20 protein-coding genes and 5 tRNA genes are annotated in these 22,191 nt (G+C 59.7%); 20 read left to right on the forward strand and 5 right to left on the reverse strand.

The features are described from left to right. The first annotated feature begins 21 nt into the window (after positions 1–21). The 7 genes from AB4N53_RS02640 (at position 22) to AB4N53_RS02670 (ending at position 8,938) form a co-directional block, all read left to right on the forward strand. Complete coding sequence (locus AB4N53_RS02640; RefSeq protein ID WP_460117905.1) at positions 22–456, forward strand: chemotaxis protein CheY; 435 nt, start codon at positions 22–24, stop codon at positions 454–456. A 125-nt stretch (positions 457–581) separates the two neighbouring features. Next, positions 582–1,214 carry a response regulator gene (locus tag AB4N53_RS02645; RefSeq protein ID WP_460117907.1) on the forward strand — a complete coding sequence of 211 codons (633 nt, stop codon included), beginning with the start codon at positions 582–584 and terminating at the stop codon, positions 1,212–1,214. Positions 1,215–1,224: 10 nt separating this feature from the next. Continuing rightward, a complete protein-coding gene (locus AB4N53_RS02650; RefSeq protein ID WP_460117909.1) occupies positions 1,225–4,431 on the forward strand; it encodes a transporter substrate-binding domain-containing protein in 3,207 nt (1,068 codons plus the stop codon). A 158-nt stretch (positions 4,432–4,589) separates the two neighbouring features. Further along, a complete protein-coding gene (locus AB4N53_RS02655) occupies positions 4,590–5,456 on the forward strand; it encodes a pirin family protein (protein WP_460117911.1) in 867 nt (288 codons plus the stop codon). 226 nt (positions 5,457–5,682) lie between these two features. Beyond that, positions 5,683–7,125, forward strand: coding sequence for a mechanosensitive ion channel domain-containing protein (locus tag AB4N53_RS02660; RefSeq protein ID WP_460117913.1), 1,443 nt, complete (start codon positions 5,683–5,685; stop codon positions 7,123–7,125). A gap of 83 nt (positions 7,126–7,208) precedes the next feature. Beyond that, positions 7,209–8,003: an exodeoxyribonuclease III gene (gene xth, locus AB4N53_RS02665; protein WP_460117915.1), complete on the forward strand. Its 795-nt coding sequence runs from the start codon at positions 7,209–7,211 to the stop codon at positions 8,001–8,003. Positions 8,004–8,104: 101 nt separating this feature from the next. Next, a complete protein-coding gene (locus AB4N53_RS02670) occupies positions 8,105–8,938 on the forward strand; it encodes an arylamine N-acetyltransferase family protein (RefSeq protein ID WP_460117917.1) in 834 nt (277 codons plus the stop codon). On the opposite strand, the gene AB4N53_RS02675 is transcribed toward AB4N53_RS02670, so the two are convergent. Both AB4N53_RS02675 and AB4N53_RS02680 read right to left on the reverse strand, forming a co-directional pair. After that, on the reverse strand, positions 8,935–9,270 hold the full coding sequence (locus AB4N53_RS02675; RefSeq protein WP_460117919.1) for a BrnA antitoxin family protein: 336 nt from the start codon (positions 9,268–9,270) through the stop codon (positions 8,935–8,937). The two genes, AB4N53_RS02670 and AB4N53_RS02675, sit on opposite strands and share 4 nt — an antisense overlap. A gap of 3 nt (positions 9,271–9,273) precedes the next feature. Continuing rightward, positions 9,274–9,558 (reverse strand): BrnT family toxin, encoded by a 285-nt coding sequence (locus tag AB4N53_RS02680; protein WP_041478522.1) that lies wholly within the window; start codon positions 9,556–9,558, stop codon positions 9,274–9,276. Positions 9,559–9,810: 252 nt separating this feature from the next. Between AB4N53_RS02680 and AB4N53_RS02685 the strand changes: the two genes are divergently transcribed. Continuing rightward, positions 9,811–11,334, forward strand: a complete 1,524-nt coding sequence (locus AB4N53_RS02685; protein WP_460117922.1) for a nucleobase:cation symporter-2 family protein — start codon at positions 9,811–9,813, stop codon at positions 11,332–11,334. A 113-nt stretch (positions 11,335–11,447) separates the two neighbouring features. Here the strand turns inward: AB4N53_RS02685 and AB4N53_RS02690 are convergent. Continuing rightward, a tRNA-Asn gene (locus tag AB4N53_RS02690) sits at positions 11,448–11,523 on the reverse strand. Between the two features lie 219 nt (positions 11,524–11,742). On the opposite strand from AB4N53_RS02690, the gene AB4N53_RS02695 reads away from it, so the two are divergent. After that, the gene (locus AB4N53_RS02695; protein ID WP_024012377.1) at positions 11,743–11,973 is read left to right on the forward strand and encodes a hypothetical protein; all 231 of its coding nucleotides are present in this window, start codon (positions 11,743–11,745) and stop codon (positions 11,971–11,973) included. Here the strand turns inward: AB4N53_RS02695 and AB4N53_RS02700 are convergent. Together AB4N53_RS02700 and AB4N53_RS02705 are read right to left on the reverse strand one after the other, a co-directional pair. After that, on the reverse strand, positions 11,970–12,170 hold the full coding sequence (locus AB4N53_RS02700; RefSeq protein ID WP_016773917.1) for a hypothetical protein: 201 nt from the start codon (positions 12,168–12,170) through the stop codon (positions 11,970–11,972). The two genes, AB4N53_RS02695 and AB4N53_RS02700, sit on opposite strands and share 4 nt — an antisense overlap. A gap of 229 nt (positions 12,171–12,399) precedes the next feature. After that, on the reverse strand, positions 12,400–13,596 hold the full coding sequence (locus AB4N53_RS02705) for an amino acid aminotransferase (RefSeq protein WP_460117924.1): 1,197 nt from the start codon (positions 13,594–13,596) through the stop codon (positions 12,400–12,402). A gap of 337 nt (positions 13,597–13,933) precedes the next feature. On the opposite strand from AB4N53_RS02705, the gene uvrB reads away from it, so the two are divergent. The 11 genes from uvrB to AB4N53_RS02760 all read left to right on the forward strand — a co-directional run bounded on the left by uvrB (position 13,934) and on the right by AB4N53_RS02760 (position 22,167). Further along, positions 13,934–15,949, forward strand: a complete 2,016-nt coding sequence (gene uvrB, locus AB4N53_RS02710) for an excinuclease ABC subunit UvrB (protein ID WP_460117926.1) — start codon at positions 13,934–13,936, stop codon at positions 15,947–15,949. A 215-nt stretch (positions 15,950–16,164) separates the two neighbouring features. Beyond that, a complete protein-coding gene (gene gltX / locus AB4N53_RS02715) occupies positions 16,165–17,646 on the forward strand; it encodes a glutamate--tRNA ligase (protein ID WP_397479065.1) in 1,482 nt (493 codons plus the stop codon). Between the two features lie 245 nt (positions 17,647–17,891). Continuing rightward, a tRNA-Ala gene (locus AB4N53_RS02720) sits at positions 17,892–17,967 on the forward strand. A 79-nt stretch (positions 17,968–18,046) separates the two neighbouring features. After that, positions 18,047–18,122, forward strand: a tRNA-Glu gene (locus tag AB4N53_RS02725). 53 nt (positions 18,123–18,175) lie between these two features. After that, positions 18,176–18,251, forward strand: a tRNA-Ala gene (locus tag AB4N53_RS02730). An 80-nt stretch (positions 18,252–18,331) separates the two neighbouring features. Then, positions 18,332–18,407: transfer RNA gene (locus AB4N53_RS02735), tRNA-Glu, on the forward strand. A 182-nt stretch (positions 18,408–18,589) separates the two neighbouring features. Further along, complete coding sequence (locus AB4N53_RS02740; RefSeq protein ID WP_039762033.1) at positions 18,590–19,129, forward strand: TetR/AcrR family transcriptional regulator; 540 nt, start codon at positions 18,590–18,592, stop codon at positions 19,127–19,129. Between the two features lie 30 nt (positions 19,130–19,159). Then, a complete protein-coding gene (locus AB4N53_RS02745) occupies positions 19,160–19,993 on the forward strand; it encodes an alpha/beta fold hydrolase (protein ID WP_315436077.1) in 834 nt (277 codons plus the stop codon). Between the two features lie 46 nt (positions 19,994–20,039). Continuing rightward, positions 20,040–20,477 (forward strand): acyl-CoA thioesterase, encoded by a 438-nt coding sequence (locus AB4N53_RS02750; RefSeq protein ID WP_122610307.1) that lies wholly within the window; start codon positions 20,040–20,042, stop codon positions 20,475–20,477. 167 nt (positions 20,478–20,644) lie between these two features. Further along, a complete protein-coding gene (locus AB4N53_RS02755) occupies positions 20,645–21,604 on the forward strand; it encodes a tRNA dihydrouridine synthase (RefSeq protein WP_460117930.1) in 960 nt (319 codons plus the stop codon). Between the two features lie 119 nt (positions 21,605–21,723). After that, positions 21,724–22,167, forward strand: coding sequence for an Hsp20 family protein (locus AB4N53_RS02760; protein WP_039762036.1), 444 nt, complete (start codon positions 21,724–21,726; stop codon positions 22,165–22,167). Positions 22,168–22,191 lie beyond the last annotated feature (24 nt).

Genomic DNA, 22,191 nt, shown 5'->3' on the forward strand with positions numbered 1-22,191 from the left:
AACCTCACCGGGAGAATGACCATGAGCAACAAAGCGTTGCGCATCCTGATCGCCGACCCGCAGCATTTTCACCGCATGAAGATCGAACGCCTGTTCAACGCGCTCGGCTACTACCGCGTAGCCCCGGTGCAGAATCTCGGCGAATTGTTGACCCTGGTCGACTACGGCTGCGAGCCGTTCGATGTGCTGGTAATCAATGCCGAACTGGCGGCAGGCGCTCTCGACTTGCAGGGCTTTGTCCTCGATAACCAGCAAGTTCGCCATGCTCTGATCTACAACGAACCGTCAGCACCATTGCAGGACGATGCCGGGTTTGCTCAGGAAAACGTGCAGATCAGCCCGGTGCCACTGCCAAATGCACAACTCATCGGGCAGGTGATGGCGGGGGTCGAAGCAGCCGGCGAAGACCACGCCACACCTGACTTGCATTGGTTGTTACGCCATGCCAATGCATAAAAAACCAATCTGCACAACTGTCAGACCTGACAGGTGCTCTTTATGGCCGTCCATGTAACAGTGCCGGCGCAGCCACCGACTCCGGAACAGAATGTTGCGGTGTCTTCGATTTTGCAGGAGTGTCAATGAAGTCAGCGCTGATCGTCGATGATCATCCAGTTGTGCGCGCGGCCATTCGAATCGTCCTGCAGGCTCAAGGCTTTACCCTGATTCATGAAGCCTCCAGTGGCAATGAAGTCGTGCCATTGATTTGCGCGCATGATCCACACCTGGTTGTGCTCGATCTGGGTCTGGGATCGATGGACGGGCTCGAAGTGCTGACGCGAATCCAGATCAAGGCGCCGACGGCGCGCTGCCGGGTGCTGGTATTCAGCATGCATGAGCCCACGCATTATCAAGAGCGCTGCCTGCGTGCCGGGGCGAGGGGTTACGTTACCAAGAGCAATCAGCTGACTCTGCTGCACGAAGCGATCAAGGCACTGATGTCCGGCCACACTTATTTCTCCGCGTTGCCCAATACCAGCGGTCTGTACAACGCCGTGCAACGCACTGAAAAGGAGCTGATCGCTCAGCTGTCCGATCGAGAGTTATGCATTTTCGTGAACCTGGCGCTGGGCAAACCGAACAAATCTATCGCCCAGGAGATGCACTTGAGTCACAAGACCGTCAGCACCTACAAGACCCGCATGATGGCGAAACTTTGCCTGGGGTCACTGGTGCTCCTGCGTGAATTCGCCAAGCGCAATCACTTGATCTGAGTGCCCCGACATGACGCAGGGACTGCGGATTTTATGGCTGTGGCTGGGGCTCGCAGGCTCGGTCTGGGCGGCTGGCCAGCCGCAGACCCTGGAAGTGCTCGCCCGCCTCGAACCGGGGAGTATTCAGGTCCGCCTCGATGATGCTGAGCGTCAGTGGCTGCGCGAGCATCCAGTATTGCGCATGGGCATCTCCGGTCCGGATTACCCGCCCTTCGAGATCACCCGCAATCAGCATGAGCTGGAAGGGCTGACCGCAGATTACGCCGATCTGCTGGCGCAACTGCTGGGCATCAGGATTGAAGTGCGGCGCTTCGCCGATCGGCCGGCACTGATGGCGGCACTCAAGCGCGGGGATGTCGATTTGCTGGGCACCTCGAACAGTTTCGAAGCGGCGGATCCGGCGTTCATTCTGTCGCGGCCCTACGCTGACGATCAGCCGATGCTGATCACGCGCCACGACGAGAAGGTATCCGCCGAGCTGACGACCAGACGCATCGCCATGGTCGAAGACTACCTGCCACTGGCCCATGTTCAGGCGTTCTACCCCGGCGCTCAGGTGCAGCTCTATGCTTCAGCCATGGATGCACTCGGCGCGGTCGCCTTCGGTGCTGACGATGTGTACCTGGGCGACTTCATCAGCGCCAACTATCTGATCAACACCAATTATCGCAACGACCTGCAATTGGCCGGGCCGGCGGGGCTCGACGCCAATCCGTTCGCTTTTGCGTTGTTGCGCAGCGACCTGGTACTCAAACGCATCGTCGACAAAGCCTTGCTGGCCGTGCCCATGGAGCGTCGGCAACTGATCGAACAGCGCTGGAGTGTCGGCCTCGCCGAGATGGCCGAGCAGTCCCGCGTGCAACTCAGTGCCGCCGAACAGCAGTGGCTCGATCAGCACCCGGTGGTGCGCGTGGGCGCGGTCGAAGACTTTGCACCGTTGGCGTTTTTCGATGGCGACGGGCGCTTCAATGGGCTGGCGGCGCAGTTGCTGAGCCTGATTGCGCAGCGCAGTGGCCTGCATTTCGAGATCGTGCGCGGCAGCTCGCTCAACGACCAGTTCGAGCAACTGCAGGCCGGTGCGCTCGATGTTTTGCCGGTAGTGACGCCGAGCACCGAGCGTGAAACGCAACTGCAATTCACCCGCGCCTATCTGAACAATCCGTTTGTGCTGGTCAGCGCGGCGAACGGGCAACATCCATTGCCGCTCGACGACCTTGAGGGCAAACGCCTGGCCATCTATCGCGGCCACCCATTGCGTGATTACCTGCTGCAACGCGTGCCCGGTCTGCGTCTGGTCGAGGTCAGAAGCCCCGCCGAAGGCATGGCGCTGATCGCCAGAGGACAGGTCGACGTAACCGTGAGCTCGTTGTTGGTGGCGCGTTTTCTGATTGCCCGGCAGTACCGCGACCGCCTGCGTATTACCGGCACCGTTGGCGATCAGCCGGCGCGCATCGCCCTCGCTACCGCACCTCGCTCGGCGTTGCTGCACTCGATCCTGAACAAGGCGTTGCTGAGCATCGCGCCGCAGCAAATGGATGAACTGGTCGAGCGCTGGAGCCACGATGTGGTGGTGGAGGACAGCTATTGGTCGCGCCATCGCCGCGAGATTCTGCTTGGTTTTGCCGGCGCGGCAGGCTTGCTGGTGCTGGCCTTGATCTGGATCGGCTGGCAACGCCGGCAGATTCAGCAGCGCCAGCAATGGTTGTTGCAACTGCAACAGGCCAAGGACGCGGCAGAGGAGGCCAATCGGGCCAAAAGCACTTTTCTGGCGACCATGAGCCATGAGATCCGCACGCCGATGAACGCCTTGATCGGCATGCTCGAACTGGCCCTCAAGCGCGCAGATGAGGGCGTCACCGACCGCTTGGCAATTCAGGTAGCGTCGAATGCTGGCCAGCAATTACTGGCGTTGATTGGCGACATTCTCGATATCGCGCGCATCGAGTCGGGGCATTTGTCCCTCGCCCCCGAACGAGCCAATCTACGCGAAACGGTGTTATCGGTATGCCGAGTGTTCGAAGGGCTGGCGCGGCAGAAGCGCCTGATGTGGCACATCGAACTTGATCCGCGCGCTGACGTGGATGTGTCGATCGATCCGACGCGATTCAAACAGGTGCTATCGAACCTGTTGAGCAATGCGATCAAATTCACCGAGGCAGGCGAGGTCGGCCTGCGGCTGCAGATTCTGGCGACATCGGACGTGCAAGTGGATGTGCAGGTGCTGATTGAAGACAGCGGCATCGGTATAAGCGTCGAAGATCAAAAGCGCCTCTTCAGTCCGTTCGTTCAAGCGAGCAACAGCCTCCAAGCGGCACGCAGCGGTTCCGGCCTGGGGCTGGTGATCAGCCGCAACCTCTGCGACAGGATGGGCGGCACGTTGTGCCTCGACAGTGACCTGGGGCAAGGCACGCGCGTGGAAATCAACCTGCAATTGCCGCTGCTGACCGCAATCACCACCACTCCGGCAACGCCCGAGGCCGCGCCCCTCACCTGTGTATTGAACGTGCTGGTGGTGGATGATCACCCGGTCAACCGCTTGCTGATGTGCTGGCAACTGAGCGAACTGGGGCATCGCACGGTAGACGTCGGCGATGGCGAACAGGGTCTGGACCGCTGGCGAACCCAGGCCTTCGATGTGGTGATCACCGACTGCAACATGCCGCAACGCAATGGCTATGAACTGGCGCGCAGCATTCGTGATGAAGAGGCCGTCACGGGCCGCAGTCCGTGCCTGATTCTCGGTTTCACTGCAAATGCGCAGATTGAAGAACGCCTGCGCTGTCTGGATGCCGGCATGGATGGCTGTATGTTCAAACCGATTCGCTTGCATGATCTGGCTGAAGCCCTGAAAGGCGCTCGCCGTTGCGAGCCGCACGAAGATCAACCGCTCGGCACCGAGCCCGTCGAGATTGATCTGAGTGCCTTGGAACAGATGGCCGGTGCCGATCACTCGCTGATCGAACGCTTGCGCAAGCAGGTCGGCAAAAGCCTTCGCGACGATCTGCAAGCTCTGGACCAGTTGCCGATTGCCGATCGCAACGGTTTGCGCGAATTGGCCCACCACATCAAGGGCGGCGCGCAGATGGTCGGGGCCGCGCGGGTTGTTGCGGCATGTGCAGATCTGGAACGGACTTGCCGAGACAGTGAACACGCGGCTGTCGCGAGTGCCATCGACAAGTTGCGCGAAGCCATGCGTGGCCTGGCGCAGTGTCTCTGAGCCAATGCAGTCTGCGGTGGGAGCGAGCCTGCTCGCGAATAGCGCACCGCTAAATCAATTGTTCTACTTATGGAACACTCCAGCCGGTTTTAACCCTCTAGTCGAATATTCGATATGCCCTTAGGCTTAATCCAATGAATTCCCACATTGGAGACCCCATGAAAAACATCATCGGCATCTACACCAGCCCTCGCGGCCATTGGGTCGGCGATGGTTTCCCGGTACGCACGCTATTTTCCTACGACAACCTGGGCAAGCACATCAGCCCGTTTCTGCTGCTCGATCACGCCGGACCTGCCGAATTCACTCCGACCACTGAACAGCGTGGCGTCGGCCAGCACCCGCACCGTGGTTTCGAGACCGTGACCATCGTCTACGACGGTGAAGTGCAGCATCGTGATTCCACTGGCAGTGGCGGCACCATCGGCCCGGGTGATGTGCAGTGGATGACGGCGGCGTCCGGGATCCTCCATGAGGAATTTCACTCGGAAAACTTCGCCAGAACCGGCGGCAAGCTGGAAATGGTCCAGCTGTGGGTCAACCTGCCGGCCAAGGATAAAATGGCCGCGCCGGGTTATCAGACCATTCTCGACCGGGATATTCCGAACATCACGCTCAAGGACGACGCCGGCAGCCTGCGGCTGATCGCCGGTGAATTCGACGGGCACACCGGCCCTTCGCGGACGTTCACGCCGATCGATGTCTGGGATCTGCGTCTGAATGCCGGCAAGTTGCTGACGCTGAGTTTGCATGAAGGTCGCAATAGCGCACTGGTGGTGTTGAAGGGCTCGGTGCAGGTTAACGGTGCGGAATCGGTAGGGGTAGGGCAGTTGGCGCTGTTCGAACGCGACGGTGATCGACTCACTCTCCAGGCCAGCGAGGACGCGGTGGTGTTGCTGCTCAGTGGCGAGCCGATCGACGAACCGATCGTCGGCCATGGCCCGTTCGTGATGAACACCGAGCAGGAAATTCATCAGGCCTTCGCCGACTTTCAGTCCGGGCGCTTTGGCCGGATGCACGCCTGACGCTGAGCTTTACTGGCAACTGAGACGCCCCTGTGGGAGCGAGCCTGCTCGCGAATGCTCTGATCAGTCCAAGCGGTAGTGACTGCCAGGACGCCTTCGCGAGCAGGCTCGCTCCCACAGGTTTTTCAGCGTTTTCGAGACGCTGTTCATCCGCCGAAATCAATTGCTCCTACACTGTGCCAATCTGTGCGATCTTCTCGCGATTGGCCCTTGTCGGAGTTGTTTGATGCTGTCTCTGCTGACCGAACATCCGTTGTTTTGCGCGTTGATCCTGATTCTGCTCGATCTGGGCCTGTGGCGGCTGATCAGCTCTCGCGGCAGCGAATGGAAACTGCTGGTGCGGGTGCTGATTTTTGCCCTGTTCAGCATTGTTCTGTTCAACGAAGGCCTCAACCCGATGGAGCCGGCGCCGTGGGCTGACAACGTGCCGCTGCATCTGGCGGCGACCGGGTTGCAGATCGGTTGGTGGCTGTTTGGCGCGCGCACCCTGACCGTGTTGATCGGCGCGGTGATGATGCAACGGGTCGGCCACACCGGCAGGCTATTGCAGGACTTGCTTGGGGCAGTGATCTTCCTTATCGCGATCATTGCGGCGCTGGCCTACGTTTTGGATTTGCCGGTCAAAGGCGTGCTGGCAACCTCCGGTGCGTTGGCAATCATTGTCGGTCTGGCCTTGCAGAGCACGTTGAGCGACGTGTTTTCCGGCATCGTCCTCAACACCACCAAGCCCTATCAACTCGATGACTGGATCTCCATCGACGGCACCGAGGGCCGCGTTACCGACATCGACTGGCGCGCCACGCGTCTGCAGACCAGCCAGGGCAGCATGGCCGTGATTCCCAACTCGCTGGCGGCGAAAGCCAAAATCATCAACTTCAGTCGGCCGAGCAATATGTTCGGCGTTTCGGTCAGCGTGCCCGTCAGCCCCCATGCCCGGCCCAGTTCGGTGATCGAGGCACTGGAGCGGGCGATGCAGGGCTGCCGGCAATTGCTCGACACACCGGCGCCCAGCGTGTCGTTGAAGAGTTCTGCCAGCGGCGGAGCTGAATACGAAATCAGCGGGTTTGTTGCCTCGATGGGCGAGAAGCGCGTGGTGCGCAATCAGTTGTTCGACCTGGCCTACCGACATTTGCAGGCCTCCGGGGTCAATCTGCTGTCGAGCAACGAGACCAGCGCCGCGCCACACTTGTCGCGGCCACGAGCACTGCTGGAAAGCTCGCCGATTTTCTCGACCCTGCGCGAGGAAGAAAAAGACACCTTCAGCCAGAACATGACCCTGCAGACTTTCCGCGCTGGCGAAACGATTCTCGCGGGCGGGGAGGTCAGCGATCATTTGTTCATCATTGAATCCGGGGTGGTTTCGGTGACGCTCAAGCGCCATGGTGCGCCCCTGGAGTCCGGGCGCATGGGGCCGGGCGAGGTGATCGGCGAGGCCGGGATTCTTTCCGACACCGCGCTGCCGGCGGACTTTTCGGCGAAGACTTTCTGCGGCCTGTATCGCATCGAGAAGTCCTACCTGAAACCGTGCCTGGACGCGCGCCATGACATCCATGATGCGATGCAGGCGTTGCTCGATTTCCGCCTGCACAAGGCGCAGTCGCTGACCGAGGACGCGCCCGTGGTCGCACCGAAAAGAGGCTTCCTGCAGTGGCTGCGTAATCGCGTCTGAGCTCTCGCGTTGTCATTCGATGCAACCTGCGCGGCGTTCTCAGGGTCACAATTTCCAATCCCACCGGGCAGGAGTTGCGGACGATGAAAAACCTGCGAATCGCCACTTTCAACGTCAATGGCATGCGGGCGCGGCTGCCGAATCTGCTGGAATGGCTCAAGCGCGAGCAACCGGACATCGTCTGCCTGCAAGAGCTCAAGTCAGTCGACAGCGCATTTCCCGCCGCCGAACTGGAGGCAGCCGGTTACGGCGCGATCTGGCAGGGCCAGGCGTCATGGAATGGTGTGGCGATTCTGGCGCGCGATACGCAGCCGCTGGAGAGTCGACGCGGTTTGCCCGGCGATGCCGATGACACGCACAGCCGCTATATCGAAGCGGCGGTGCACGGCGTGCTGGTCGGTTGCCTGTATCTGCCCAACGGCAACCCTCAGCCGGGGCCGAAATTCGATTACAAACTGGCCTGGTTCGAGCGCCTGATCAATTACGCAAAAGACTTGCAGAGCAGCGATCACCCGGTGGTGCTCGCCGGTGACTTCAATGTTGTGCCAACCGACATGGACATCTACAACACCCGATCCTGGCTCAAGGATGCCTTGTTGCAACCCGAAAGCCGCGAGTGCTACCAGCGGCTGCTGGATCAGGGCTGGACCGATTCCCTGCGCCACGTGTATCCCGAAGAGCGCCTCTACACCTTCTGGGATTACTTTCGTAATCATTGGCAAACCAACTCTGGTCTGCGCATCGACCATTTGCTGCTCAACCCGGCATTGAGCCCCTATCTGCATGACGCCGGCGTCGACGCCTGGGTGCGCAACGAACCCCACGCCAGTGACCATGCGCCGACATGGATTCGAATCGGCTCGCGGAAAAAGCGCTGAGCGGGCGATTGGCGAAATCAATTGTCGAAAGCTGTGCCTGATCCCGTATACAGGGCAACATCCACGCAGTGTTCTGCGGCCCTATGCATAAGGATCGAGCAATGAGTGCGCCACGGCTGACCACTACCAATCTGTACCTGCAACGTCTGGGTTTCGATGCGCCGCCGCCACCGACGCTGGAAACCTTGCGCCAGTTGCAACTGCGCCATACCGCCGAGTTTGTTTTCGAAAATCTGGCAACGGTCAGTGGAGTGCCGGTGTTGATCGACCTGGACTCCATCGAAAGCAAGGTCCTGCGGCAAGGGCGGGGCGGCTACTGCTATGAGCTCAATCATTTGTTCTATGCGCTGCTGCTTGAACTGGGGTTTGAGGCACGCGGGATCAGTGGTCGCGTGGTGATGAATCAGCCGGAAGGCAGCTGGACGGCGCGCACGCATCGCTTGAGCCTGGTCACCATCGAGGACACTCGCTATATCGCCGACGTGGGCTTCGGCGGCATGGTGCCGACCGCACCGCTATTGCTCGACAGTGAAGATGAGCAACCCACCCCGCACGAACCTTACCGCATCGACAAACAAATGGATGGCTACCTGCTGCGCGCCAAAGTCGCGGGCGAGTGGCGGCCGATGTACCTGTTCGATTTGCAGCGCCAGGAACACATCGACTACAGCGTCGGCAACTGGTACGTCTCCACCCATCCCGAGTCACCTTTTGCCCAGCGCCTGATGGTCGCGCGCACCGGCGCTGGCTGGCGCAAGACCCTGAACAACGGCAGTTTCGCCATTCATCATATGGGCACTGACAGTGAGCGGCGCGAGGTGGCGGACGTCGACGAACTGATGGAGTTGCTGCGCCGCGAGTTTGACCTTCAGGTGCCTGATTCACCGCGTGTACGGCAAGCGCTGGCTAGGGTCATCGCGCCGGTGTCTGTCTAGGGCTTTACGTCAGGCTCCAGCACGCGACGGATTTCGCCAATGGCCGCTGATAGCTTTCGCTCGAGACTCTTGAGATCGGTGGCGGTGATGCCTTTCTTGAATTGTCCCGTCAGACCTGAACCGTCAGCGCTTTCCTGCTGGCGTGTGCCATCAAGCAGAGCATGGCGCAGGGTGTTGTTGATCACAGTCTGGTAGCCGAAGCCCTCGGTTTCTGCGGCGGTACGCGCCGCTTCGATCACCGCGTCATCAAGCATGATGGTGATGCGGGTCTTGCCCTTGTTCGGCGCTACTGCGCCGCGTTTACCTGCGGAAAAGTCATATTCGTCTTTCATCGGTCAAGCCTCCTGAAAATACGCGCGCCGTTCGCTGGGTGTGGCGAGACGTGCGGAAATGATTCGAACAACATTGGCTTCGCGATAGCTGTAAGCAACGGCAAGCACACGACCTTTGGCATCGAGGCCGAGGGTGATCCAGCGTTGTTCGTCATGGTCGTTGTCCTCAAGCGTAAGTGCGCGTTCGTCATGGAAAACCGGTTCGGCTTCGGCGAGGCTGATGCCTTTGTGCTTGAGTTTGTTGGCTGCGTTTTTGCTTTTGTCGTACTGAATCTTGAATGACTTCATTATGCATACTTTATATGTATAAAAAAGAGCGCGACTACACCGTCGGTCGCCGTGAACACTTCAGCCTAGTGGGCACTGGCGCGAGCGCAGCGGGGATGTGTTGCCGAATTTGTTGGGGCAAGAAGCGCAGGCTAGAAGGTTGGATGGCTACCTAACCATTATGTGACTGACAAGTTGTATACAACTCTATGGACATTTGTCCTGAGTATTGAATACAGTGTGCGCATAACAAAAACCAGGGAACCCCCCACCATGAAAACGCCCCATGTTTCACACCAACGGCCCGAGGATGAAAACCTCGGGGTCGGCGCGAATATGGCTTACGGCCTGCAACATGTTCTGACCATGTACGGCGGTATCGTTGCGGTGCCACTGATCATTGGCCAGGCGGCCGGTCTGTCGCCGGCGGACATTGGTCTGTTGATTGCTGCTTCATTGTTTGCGGGGGGGCTGGCGACGTTGCTGCAAACCCTGGGTCTGCCGTTTTTTGGCTGTCAGCTGCCGCTGGTCCAGGGCGTATCGTTCTCCGGCGTGGCGACCATGGTCGCGATCGTCAGCAGTGGCGGGGAGGGCGGTTTCCAATCGGTGCTGGGCGCGGTGATTGCCGCCTCGTTGATCGGCTTGCTGATCACGCCGGTATTCTCACGCATCACCAAGTTCTTTCCGCCGCTGGTCACTGGCATTGTGATCACCACCATCGGCCTGACGCTGATGCCGGTGGCTGCACGCTGGGCGATGGGTGGCAACAGCCACGCGCCGGACTTCGGCAGCATGCAGAACATCGGTCTGGCGGCGGTCACGCTGGTGCTGGTGTTGCTGCTGAGCAAGGTTGGCAGCTCGACCATTTCTCGGCTGTCGATTCTGCTGGCCATGGTCATCGGCACGGTGCTGGCGGTATTCCTCGGCATGGCGGATTTCTCCAGCGTCACCACCGGGCCCATGTTCGGCTTCCCGACGCCGTTCCACTTCGGCATGCCGACCTTCCATTTCGCCGCGATTCTGTCGATGTGCATTGTGGTCATGGTGACCCTGGTGGAAACCTCGGCCGACATCCTCGCCGTCGGTGAGATCATCGGCACCAAGGTTGACTCAAAGCGTTTGGGCAACGGTCTGCGCGCCGACATGCTGTCGAGCATGTTTGCGCCGATCTTCGGTTCGTTTACGCAAAGTGCTTTCGCGCAGAACGTCGGTCTGGTGGCGGTGACCGGGATCAAGAGCCGATTCGTGGTCGCTACCGGCGGGTTGTTCCTGGTGGTGCTCGGCCTGCTGCCGTTCATGGGCCGGGTGATTGCTGCCGTACCGACTTCGGTCCTTGGCGGCGCCGGGATCGTGCTGTTCGGCACCGTGGCAGCCAGCGGCATTCGCACCTTGTCGAAGGTGGACTATCGCAACAACGTCAACCTGATCATCGTTGCCACCTCGATCGGTTTCGGCATGATCCCGATCGCCGCGCCGAACTTCTACGATCATTTCCCGAGCTGGTTCGCGACGATTTTCCATTCGGGCATCAGTTCGTCCGCAATCATGGCGATCCTGCTCAACCTGGCGTTCAACCACTTCACGACCGGCAACTCGGATCAACAGTCGGTGTTCGCCGCCGCGGAAGAGCGCACCCTGCGCTACCGCGATCTGGCCGCGCTGCGTGAAGGCGACTACTTCAGCGACGGCAAGCTGCATGATTGCGATGGCAAGGAAGTGCCGGTGATCGAGCCGGATGACCACGACCATGGCCACGGCGCGCCGAAGGTGCAGGTAAAAAGCAGCGAACATGTCTGACAGCTGCTGTTGAAACAGAAAAGGCCGATCTGCCCACGCAGATCGGCCTTTTGGTATTTTTCGAGCACCCACAAAAAAGCCCCTGAATCTTGCGATTCAGGGGCTTTGGTATTTGGCTCCACAACCTGGACTCGAACCAGGGACCCAGTGATTAACAGTCACTTGCTCTACCAACTGAGCTATTGCGGAATTGGTGCGTATGTTACTGATTCAAAAAGAGAAGTCAAGCTCGGCCTGGCAACTTTTGTAATTCAGCGGGACGGACGGCATTTTGTCAGCGATTGGCGGTTACCAGAAAGGCCTCGGAGGTCTACCATGGCAGCCCGGAAGTGGTCACACGCGCTGCCGGCCATTCGCCGCAAAGGTACGCGCCATGAATCAAATCACTCGCAACACCGAGGTGTTCGCATGAGCACTGCACAGATCAGCTTGCCCAAAGGGATCGGCCCGCACGCCGAAAAACTTTTCGATGCAATCACCGGGGCAAGCACCGCCGAAGAACTGAATCGCGCAGGCGGCAAGGCTGAAGGTTTCGTCCTCGGTCTGGAAAGCAGCAAGGCCATCAAGAGCCAGGTCGCCGAATCGCTGTACGTGATTTACGACGATGCTGCCACTCAACGCTCGGCCGAACTGGCTTAACTGCCGAAGGTAATCGTGCCGAGCATCAGCTTGGCATAGGCCGCCGTCGCCGCCAGTTGCACCAGCCACAGGGCCAGGCCTCCGAGAAATACTCCGGTGGCGACTTGCAGCACCAGGCTCTTTTCACGCTTGGCCGGAGCGCGCGGGATGAAATCATCCAGGTCGTCACGGTCAGCGCGCAGGTTGTCGTTTTTCATGTGGGTTCTCTTCAAAAATCTCGGGTGTACACAAAACCGGTAGGAGCTGCGGAACGCTGCGATCTTTTGATCTTGATCTTAAAAACAAGATCAAAAGATCGCGGCCTCGTTTCACTCGTCAGCTCCTACGGTTGGATTTGTGTGCAGTCTAGAGGTTGCAAGGCGTTTTCTCAGACAAATAAAAACGGGAAGCCGTGCAAGGCTTCCCGTTTTTCATCGCGCGCCGAAATCAGATGACCTGAACGATCGCGTCCGTCACAGCCTTGATGTTGCTCTGGTTCAGCGCAGCCACGCAGATGCGACCAGTGTCCAGAGCGTAGATGCCGAACTCGTTACGCAGGCGATGCACTTGTTCAGTGGTCAGGCCGGAGTAGGAGAACATCCCACGCTGACGACCGACGAAGCTGAAATCGCGACCCGGGGCTTTTTCCGCCAGCAGGGCAACCATCTGCTCGCGCATGCCGCGAATGCGCAGACGCATTTCGGCCAGCTCGGCTTCCCATTGTGCGCGCAGTTCCGGGCTGTTCAGCACCGCAGCAACGATGCTGGCGCCGTGGGTCGGCGGGTTGGAGTAGTTGGTGCGGATCACGCGCTTGACCTGCGACAGCACGCGGGCGCTTTCTTCTTTCGATTCGCTGATGATCGACAGCGCGCCAACGCGCTCGCCGTACAGCGAGAACGACTTGGAGAACGAGCTCGAGACGAAGAAGGTCAGGCCGGACTCAGCAAACAGGCGCACAGCGGCGGCGTCTTCATCGATGCCGTCGCCGAAGCCCTGATAAGCCATGTCAAGGAACGGCACGTGACCTTTGGCCTTGACCACTTCCAGCACCTTGTTCCAGTCCCCCGGGGTCAGGTCGACGCCGGTCGGGTTGTGGCAGCAGGCGTGCAGGACAACGATCGAGCCGTTCGGCAGGGCGTTGAGGTCGTCGAGCATGCCGGCACGGTTCACGTCGTGCGTGGCAGCGTCGTAGTAACGGTAGTTCTGCACCGGGAAACCCGCGGTTTCGAACAGCGCGCGGTGGTTTTCCCAGCTCGGGTCGCTGATCGCCACGACGGCGTTCGGCAGCAGTTGCTTGAGGAAGTCGGCACCGATTTTCAGTGCGCCGGTCCCGCCGACGGCTTGAGTGGTGATGACGCGACCGGCGCTGATCAGCGGCGAGTCGCTGCCGAACAGTAGTTTCTGCACAGCCTGGTCGTAGGCAGCGATGCCATCGATCGGCAGGTAACCGCGCGAAGCGTGTTGAGCGACGCGAATCGTCTCGGCTTCGATCACCGCGCGCAGCAGTGGAATTCGCCCCTCTTCGTTGCAGTACACGCCCACGCCCAGGTTGACCTTGGTGGTCCGGGTATCGGCGTTGAATGCTTCGTTGAGGCCCAGGATTGGATCGCGGGGTGCCATTTCGACAGCGGAGAACAGGCTCATTATTACGGCGGCTCTGAATGGAGAGTGGAGGGACGTGTAGCGCTCCAGCCGAATGCACTAGAGCGGTGCACAAACGGGGAGCTAGTATAGAGGCCATCACCGCGCAATGGCGACAGGCGAATCGGCTTTTGCGGCAAGTTTTTCCGATTATTTCTTGACCGTTAGTCGATTGACTTTGTCAGATTCTTTACCGGATGTAGGACGTTTGCCTTGAAAGGTCAGGCAATCGCCACCACATTCAGCACAATCCAGGTTTTTTCTTGCGCGACATCGGTCGTTTGCGGTCGTCCTCGTGGTGCTCCGACTGATGCGGAGCGCCGCGATTCCAGAGGTGTGTATGTCGGAATTCCAGCTAGTCACCCGCTTCGAGCCCGCCGGCGATCAGCCGGAAGCCATTCGCCAATTGGTTGAGGGCATTGACGCCGGGCTGGCGCACCAGACACTGCTCGGTGTGACCGGTTCGGGCAAGACCTTCAGCATTGCCAACGTCATCTCGCAGGTACAGCGTCCGACGCTGGTGCTGGCGCCGAACAAAACCCTGGCCGCGCAGCTGTACGGAGAGTTCAAGGCGTTCTTCCCGAACAACGCGGTGGAATACTTCGTTTCCTACTACGATTACTACCAGCCTGAAGCGTATGTGCCGTCGTCCGACACCTTCATCGAGAAGGACGCGTCGATCAACGACCACATCGAGCAGATGCGGCTGTCCGCGACCAAGGCGTTGCTGGAACGCAAGGACGCGATCATCGTCACCACGGTCTCGTGCATCTACGGTCTGGGCAGTCCGGAAACCTATCTGAAAATGGTCCTGCATGTTGATCGCGGCGACAAGCTCGATCAGCGCGCGCTCCTACGGCGCCTGGCCGACCTGCAATACACTCGCAACGACATGGATTTTGCCCGGGCGACGTTCCGAGTTCGCGGTGACGTGATCGATATTTTCCCGGCGGAATCCGATCTGGAAGCGATCCGCATCGAGCTGTTCGATGACGAGGTCGAGAGCATTTCCGCCTTCGATCCGCTGACCGGCGAAGTCATCCGCAAGATGCCGCGCTTCACTTTCTATCCGAAGAGTCACTACGTGACGCCTCGGGAAACCCTGCTCGACGCCATCGAAGGCATCAAGGTCGAATTGCAGGAGCGCCTCGAATACCTGCGCAGCAACAACAAACTGGTGGAAGCCCAGCGTCTGGAGCAGCGCACGCGTTTCGACCTGGAGATGATCCTCGAACTGGGTTACTGCAACGGCATCGAAAACTACTCGCGTTATCTGTCCGGGCGTCCGTCCGGCGCGGCACCGCCTACCCTTTATGACTACCTGCCCGCCGACGCCTTGCTGGTGATCGACGAATCCCACGTCAGCGTGCCGCAGGTCGGCGCGATGTATAAGGGCGACCGTTCACGCAAGGAAACCCTGGTGGAGTACGGCTTCCGCCTGCCCTCGGCGCTGGATAACCGGCCCATGCGTTTCGACGAGTGGGAAGGGGTCAGCCCGCAGACCATTTTCGTTTCCGCGACCCCCGGCAACTACGAAGCCGAGCACGCCGGGCGTGTGGTTGAGCAGGTGGTGCGGCCGACCGGCCTGGTCGACCCGCAGGTTGAAGTGCGGCCGGCGCTGACTCAGGTCGATGACTTGCTTTCGGAAATCACCAAGCGCGTGGCGATCGAAGAACGGGTGCTGGTCACCACGCTGACCAAGCGCATGGCCGAAGACCTGACCGATTACCTCGCCGACCACGGCTTGCGCGTGCGTTACCTGCACTCGGACATCGACACCGTGGAGCGCGTCGAGATCATCCGCGACTTGCGCCTCGGCGTGTTCGATGTGCTGGTCGGGATCAACCTGCTGCGTGAAGGCCTCGACATGCCGGAAGTGTCGCTGGTGGCGATTCTCGATGCCGACAAGGAAGGCTTCCTGCGTTCCGAGCGCTCGTTGATCCAGACCATCGGTCGCGCGGCGCGTAACCTCAATGGCCGGGCGATTCTCTACGCCGATCGCATGACCGGTTCGATGGAGCGCGCGATTGGCGAGACCGAGCGGCGCCGCGAGAAACAGATCGCTTTCAACCTTGAGAACGGCATCACCCCGAAAGGCGTGATCAAGGATGTTGCCGACATCATGGAAGGCGCCACCGTGCCCGGTTCGCGCAGCAAGAAGCGCAAAGGCATGGCCAAGGCCGCCGAAGAAAACGCCAAGTACGAAGCCGAACTGCGCTCGCCAAGCGAAATCACCAAACGCATCCGCGCGCTGGAAGAGAAGATGTACCAACTGGCGCGGGATCTGGAATTCGAAGCAGCGGCGCAGATGCGCGACGAGATTGCCAAGCTGCGCGAGCGATTGCTCACCGTTTGATCTTCATCGCCTTGCCGGGCCTCTTCGCGAGCAGGCTCGCTCCCACAGAGCAATTGTGTATCCCTGTGGGAGCGAGCCTGCTCGCGAATGGCCTTCACACAATCGGCAGGCCTTAGGGCATCGGCTTAAATACCCTGCCCGCTGGAGCGGGGCGGGTGTCGCCTGTTACCATTCGCCGCTTGATTGTTCTGCTCTTCATTTTTTCGAGACAAGCCATGACCACCGTCCGCACTCGCATCGCGCCATCGCCTACCGGGGACCCCCACGTAGGTACCGCTTACATCGCATTGTTCAACTACTGCTTTGCCAAGCAGCATGGCGGTGAGTTCATCCTGCGCATCGAAGACACCGATCAGTTGCGTTCGACCCGCGAGTCCGAACAGCAGATCTTCGACGCCCTGCGCTGGCTCGGTATCGACTGGAGCGAAGGCCCGGACGTCGGCGGCCCGCACGGCCCATATCGGCAGAGCGAGCGCGGCGATATCTATCAGAAGTACTGCCAGCAACTGGTCGACATGGGCCATGCGTTCCCGTGCTTCTGCACGGCTGAAGAACTCGATCAGATGCGCGCCGAGCAAATGGCTCGCGGCGAAACTCCGCGCTACGACGGCCGCGCACTGCTGCTGTCGAAGGAAGAAGTCGCTGCGCGCCTGGCCGCTGGCGAACCACACGTGATCCGCATGAAAGTGCCGAGCGAAGGCGTCTGCGTGGTGCCGGACATGCTGCGTGGCGACGTCGAGATCCCGTGGGATCGCATGGACATGCAAGTGCTGATGAAGACCGACGGCCTGCCAACGTACTTCCTCGCCAACGTCGTCGATGACCATCTGATGGGCATCACTCATGTCCTGCGTGGCGAAGAATGGCTGCCATCGGCACCGAAACTGATTCTGCTTTACGAGTACTTCGGCTGGGAACAACCAGAGCTGTGTTACATGCCACTGCTGCGTAACCCGGACAAGAGCAAGCTGTCCAAGCGCAAGAATCCGACCTCGGTGACGTTCTACGAGCGCATGGGCTTCATGCCGGAAGCCATGCTCAACTACCTCGGGCGCATGGGCTGGTCGATGCCGGACGAGCGCGAGAAGTTCTCGCTGCAGGAAATGGTCGACAACTTCGACCTCAAGCGCGTTTCCCTCGGCGGGCCGATCTTCGACATCGAGAAATTGTCGTGGCTCAACGGCCAGTGGCTGCGCGATCTGCCGGTGGAAGAGTTTGCCGCGCGCGTGCAGAAGTGGGCGTTCAACTCTGAATACATGATGAAGATCGCGCCGCATGTGCAGGGTCGCGTCGAAACGTTCAGCCAGGTCGCACCGCTGGCGGGGTTCTTCTTTGCTGGTGGCGTTAACCCGGACGCCAAGCTGTTTGAGTCGAAAAAGCTCTCCGGCGATCAGGTTCGTCAGTTGATGCAGTTGATCCTGTGGAAACTGGAAAGCCTGCGGCAGTGGGAGAAGGACAGCATCACCGCGACGATCCAGGCGGTGGTCGAATCCCTCGAGCTGAAACTGCGCGATGCGATGCCGTTGATGTTTGCTGCGATCACCGGGCAGGCCAGTTCGGTGTCGGTACTCGATGCGATGGAAATCCTCGGCCCGGACCTGACCCGTTACCGTCTGCGTCAGGCGATCGACCTGCTGGGCGGCGTGTCGAAGAAAGAAAACAAAGAGTGGGAAAAGCTCTTGGGCGCCATCGCCTGATTGCTTTTGCTTCTTTGTAGGAGCTGCCGCAGGCTGCGATCTTTTGATCTTGTTTTCAAAAGGCAAAGTCAAAAGATCGCAGGCTGCGCCAGCTCCTCCAGGTCCGCCCGCGTTGCAAACCTCCCGGTTTTACGGGGGAGGGCGGTAAGTGATTGTTATCCCGACAAAAAATTTTGAAATTTTTCAAAAATAAGTTTGACAGGCTTTCGATACGCCCTTAAGATTCGCCCCGTCCTCAGCGATGAGGGGCTATAGCTCAGCTGGGAGAGCGCTTGCATGGCATGCAAGAGGTCGACGGTTCGATCCCGTCTAGCTCCACCAATTTACACTTCAAGGTCTGGCCACACCGGCCTTGAAGCGATCAGCACTCAGCGTTGATCAGTTGTATAGAAGGGTTTGCGTCCCCTTCGTCTAGTGGCCTAGGACACCGCCCTTTCACGGCGGTAACAGGGGTTCGAGTCCCCTAGGGGACGCCAGTTTTACAGAAGTGATGTTGCAAGAGATCACTCCGCCGCGAGGCGAAAAATCCGGGGCTATAGCTCAGCTGGGAGAGCGCCTGCATGGCATGCAGGAGGTCAGCGGTTCGATCCCGCTTAGCTCCACCAATTTTACAGTTCAAGGTATGGCCACACCGGCCTTGAATCGATCAGCTCTCAGCACTGATCAGTTGTATAGAAGGGTTTGTGTCCCCTTCGTCTAGTGGCCTAGGACACCGCCCTTTCACGGCGGTAACAGGGGTTCGAGTCCCCTAGGGGACGCCACGATTACCCGCTCTGCGGGATTTTATAAGGGTCATTCAATTATTGAATGGCCCTTTTGTTTGTCTGGCGTTTGGCCAACTCTCCTTTTTCCTTACACTGCGCTTCAGACCAGCGGTCATATTCATGACTTGCGGAATATTATTATGCGAATAATATTCTAGTCGTAATATTCGGAGGCAACGATGAACGATAAAAAAGCTCAAACCCGCGAACGCATCCTCAAGGCTGCCAGTGCTGCGCTGATACAGCGTGGTCCGGCGGATCCTAGCGTGGGCGAAGTGATGGGCGCAGCCGGCCTGACTGTCGGCGGCTTCTATGCGCACTTCGAAAGCAAGGACGCAATGATGCTCGAAGCGTTCAAACAGCTGCTGGGCCGCCGTCGCGACCTGATTGCCGACATGGATGCCGATCTGACCGGCGAAGAGCGTCGAGCCTTGGTTGCCGCGTTCTACCTGTCGCGCAAACACCGGGATTCCAGCGACGCGGCGTGCCCGATTCCGGCTTCGATTGGTGAGTTGGGGCGTTTGCCGGAATCGTTCCGCATCGCGTTGAACGAGCATCTGGAGCTAATGGTCGCGCAACTGGCGGCCAGCCCCGAAGACACCGACAAGGCTCTGGCCGATGTTGCGCTGATGGTGGGGGGGCTGGCTCTGGCAAGAGCGCTGGGCCCGGGAGAGTTATCCGATCGATTGCTGCGCGCCGCCAAGTCGGCGGTGCGTTGACCTGAAGGCAACACGCCTGAGGAGAGAGCGATGAACGCGTTGAAGTGGGTTCGTGGCGTTAACGGTACCTTGGGCTGGTTTGCACCGAAACTGGTGGCGAGCAAAATGCGTCTGGCGTTCATGACGCCTCGCGCGCTACCGCTGCGGGACTGGGAGCTGCCGTTGCTGGCCAGCTCCGAACGCATCACGTTGCGCTTCGGCCTGTCGGCGCTGCGCTGGGGCCAAGGCCCTGCGGTGCTGCTGATGCATGGTTGGGAAGGGCGGCCAACGCAATTCGCTTCGTTGATAAACGCTCTGGTCGATGCCGGCTATACCGTCGTCGCGCTCGACGGTCCGGCCCACGGTCGCTCCCCTGGGCGAGAAGCCAATGTCGTGCTGTTCGCCCGCGCCATGCTCGAAGCCGCTGCCGAATTGCCGCCGCTGCAAGCGGTTATCGGCCATTCCATGGGCGGCGCCAGCGCGATGCTCGCCGTGCAATTGGGCCTGCGCACCGAAACCCTGGTCAGCATCGCCGCACCGTCGCGGATTCTAGGCGTGCTGCGCGGTTTCGCGCGCATGGTCGGCATGCCGCCGCGCGCGCGTTCGGCGTTTATCCGCCAAGTCGAGCAGGACGTCGGCATGCGCGCCGCGACGCTGGACGTGGCCCACTATCAACTGGATATGCCCGGGCTGATCGTGCATGCCGAGGACGACAATTTTGTCTCGGTCAAAGAATCACAATTGATTCACGAAGCCTGGTTCGACAGCCGCCTGCTGCGCCTGGAAAGCGGTGGCCATCAACGCGTGCTGGCCGACCCTCGCGTGATTGATGGCGTGTTATCACTGCTCGCCGGTCGCAGCCTTCAGGCGCGCCAATCGGCCTGAGCTCCGTTACACTGCCCCGGTTGAATATTTTGACCGGGAGTGGGGTATGGGCTGGGATCGGGCAACGCCGTTTACCATTGATCTGCAAGTAGGCGCCGAAGACATCGACGGGCTCGGGCACGCCAATAACGCCGTGTACGTCACCTGGCTCGAGCGCTGCGCCTGGCGCCATTCGCAGCGCCTCGGCCTGGACCTGGTCGAATACCGGCGGCTGGACCGGGCAATGGCGGTTGTGCGCCACGAAATCGATTACCTGGCCGCCGCCTATGAAGGTGATGAATTGCAGCTGGCGACCTGGATCGTTGATTGGGATCAGCGCCTGAAAATGACTCGACATTTCCAGCTCAAGCGCCCCAGTGACAACGCCACGCTGTTGCGCGCACAGACCACGTTTGTCTGCATCGAACTGTCGACCGGCAAGCCCAAGCGTATGCCGGCGGAATTTATCGAAGGCTATGGCCCGGCGATCCTGACTCCAGCCTGACCCGGTCTGGTAGGAGCTGCCGAAGGCTGCGATCTTTTGATTTTGCTTTTTGCGAATCAAGATCAAGATCAAAAGATCGCAGCCTTCGGCAGCTCCTACAAGGGATCTGCGGTTTTGCGCGATATCCAGTAAACTGCCGCACGTTTTTCTTCAAGTAGTGTTTCCCCATGCAAATTGCTCTGGCGCCCATGGAAGGGTTGGTCGACGACATCCTGCGCGACGTGCTGACCCGCGTTGGCGGCATCGACTGGTGCGTGACCGAATTCATTCGGGTCAACGACCAGTTGCTCACCCCGGCGTACTTCCACAAGTTCGGCCCTGAGTTGCTCAACGGTGCCCGCACTGCGTCCGGTGTGCCGCTGCGCGTGCAATTGCTCGGTTCCGATCCGGTGTGCCTGGCGGAAAACGCTGCGCTGGCCTGCGAACTCGGCTCGGAAGTGATCGATCTCAACTTCGGCTGCCCGGCCAAGACCGTCAACAAATCCCGTGGTGGGGCCGTGCTGCTCAAGGAGCCGGAGTTGCTCAACCAGATCGTCGAGCACGTCCGTCGCGCCGTGCCGGCGCATATTCCGGTTACCGCCAAGATGCGCCTGGGTTTCGACAGTCCTGACGGTTCGCTGGTCTGCGCCACGGCGCTGGCCGAAGGCGGGGCAGAGCACATCGTCGTACATGCGCGGACGAAAATGGACGGCTACAAACCACCGGCGCATTGGGAGTGGATCCCGCGTGTGCAGGACGTGGTCAAGGTGCCGGTGTTTGCCAACGGGGATATCTGGAGCGTCGAAGACTGGCGTCGTTGCCGCGAAATCAGCGGTGTCGAAGACATCATGCTCGGTCGTGGCCTGGTTTCTCGTCCGGATCTGGCCCGGCAAATCGCTGCCGCTCGGGCCGGCGAGGAGGTCATTGAAATGACTTGGGCCGAACTGATGCCGCTGATCCAGGACTTCTGGCTGCAGGCCAAAGCGCAGATGACCGCCCGGCAATCGCCCGGTCGTCTCAAGCAATGGCTGGCCATGCTGACGCGCAACTACCCGGAAGCCGCCGAGCTTTTCACCGTTCTGCGCCGCGAAACCGAGCCGGATCAAGTCTCGCGTCTGCTCGGATTGCCGCTCGTCGAGGCCGCATAAAAAATCTCAAAATAATCTCTTGAAATCAAAACAGCGGTCCCTATCTAAGGGTTACGCGATGCCGAATTCGGGTCGCGGAGACACAAAACCTTGCTGATTGTTTTCAGGAGATTTGAATCATGAGTACTGCATTTTCTCTCGCGCCACTGTTCCGTTCCTCGGTAGGTTTCGACCGTTTCAACGACCTGTTCGAAACCGCCCTGCGCAACGAGCCAGGCAGCAGCTACCCACCCTACAACGTCGAAAAACACGGTGATGACCAATACCGTATCGTCGTCGCGGCCGCCGGTTTCCAGGAAGAAGACCTGGACCTGCAAGTCGAGAAGGGTGTGCTGACCATCAGTGGCGGCAAGCGTGACACTGACGAAAGCGTCACGTTCTTGCATCAAGGCATCGCCCAGCGAGCCTTCAAGCTGTCGTTCCGTCTGGCCGATCACATCGAGATCAAGGACGCTGCGCTGCGCAACGGCCTGCTGAGCATCGACCTGCTTCGTGTGATCCCGGAAGAAGCGAAAGCCAAGCGCATCCCGATCAATGGAGCGCAGCAGCCCGTCCTGCAATAACGTCGGGCAACAAAAAGGGCGCCA

Source organism: Pseudomonas sp. H3_E04 (assembly GCF_054668915.1).

Bases quoted from the DNA above. Each gene is read 5' to 3' on its own strand.
- AB4N53_RS02655 (WP_460117911.1), top strand. From the start codon at position 4,590: ATGAAAAACATCATCGGCATCTACACCAGCCCTCGCGGCCATTGGGTC.
- AB4N53_RS02745 (WP_315436077.1), top strand. From the start codon at position 19,160: ATGAACGCGTTGAAGTGGGTTCGTGGCGTTAACGGTACCTTGGGCTGG.
- AB4N53_RS02680 (WP_041478522.1), bottom strand. From the start codon at position 9,558: ATGAAGTCATTCAAGATTCAGTACGACAAAAGCAAAAACGCAGCCAAC.
- AB4N53_RS02670 (WP_460117917.1), top strand. From the start codon at position 8,105: ATGAGTGCGCCACGGCTGACCACTACCAATCTGTACCTGCAACGTCTG.
- AB4N53_RS02700 (WP_016773917.1), bottom strand. From the start codon at position 12,170: ATGAAAAACGACAACCTGCGCGCTGACCGTGACGACCTGGATGATTTC.
- AB4N53_RS02650 (WP_460117909.1), top strand. From the start codon at position 1,225: ATGACGCAGGGACTGCGGATTTTATGGCTGTGGCTGGGGCTCGCAGGC.
- AB4N53_RS02685 (WP_460117922.1), top strand. From the start codon at position 9,811: ATGAAAACGCCCCATGTTTCACACCAACGGCCCGAGGATGAAAACCTC.
- AB4N53_RS02660 (WP_460117913.1), top strand. From the start codon at position 5,683: ATGCTGTCTCTGCTGACCGAACATCCGTTGTTTTGCGCGTTGATCCTG.
- AB4N53_RS02675 (WP_460117919.1), bottom strand. From the start codon at position 9,270: ATGAAAGACGAATATGACTTTTCCGCAGGTAAACGCGGCGCAGTAGCG.
- AB4N53_RS02640 (WP_460117905.1), top strand. From the start codon at position 22: ATGAGCAACAAAGCGTTGCGCATCCTGATCGCCGACCCGCAGCATTTT.
- uvrB (WP_460117926.1), top strand. From the start codon at position 13,934: ATGTCGGAATTCCAGCTAGTCACCCGCTTCGAGCCCGCCGGCGATCAG.
- gltX (WP_397479065.1), top strand. From the start codon at position 16,165: ATGACCACCGTCCGCACTCGCATCGCGCCATCGCCTACCGGGGACCCC.
- AB4N53_RS02705 (WP_460117924.1), bottom strand. From the start codon at position 13,596: ATGAGCCTGTTCTCCGCTGTCGAAATGGCACCCCGCGATCCAATCCTG.
- AB4N53_RS02760 (WP_039762036.1), top strand. From the start codon at position 21,724: ATGAGTACTGCATTTTCTCTCGCGCCACTGTTCCGTTCCTCGGTAGGT.
- xth (WP_460117915.1), top strand. From the start codon at position 7,209: ATGAAAAACCTGCGAATCGCCACTTTCAACGTCAATGGCATGCGGGCG.
- AB4N53_RS02695 (WP_024012377.1), top strand. From the start codon at position 11,743: ATGAGCACTGCACAGATCAGCTTGCCCAAAGGGATCGGCCCGCACGCC.
- AB4N53_RS02750 (WP_122610307.1), top strand. From the start codon at position 20,040: ATGGGCTGGGATCGGGCAACGCCGTTTACCATTGATCTGCAAGTAGGC.
- AB4N53_RS02645 (WP_460117907.1), top strand. From the start codon at position 582: ATGAAGTCAGCGCTGATCGTCGATGATCATCCAGTTGTGCGCGCGGCC.
- AB4N53_RS02740 (WP_039762033.1), top strand. From the start codon at position 18,590: ATGAACGATAAAAAAGCTCAAACCCGCGAACGCATCCTCAAGGCTGCC.
- AB4N53_RS02755 (WP_460117930.1), top strand. From the start codon at position 20,645: ATGCAAATTGCTCTGGCGCCCATGGAAGGGTTGGTCGACGACATCCTG.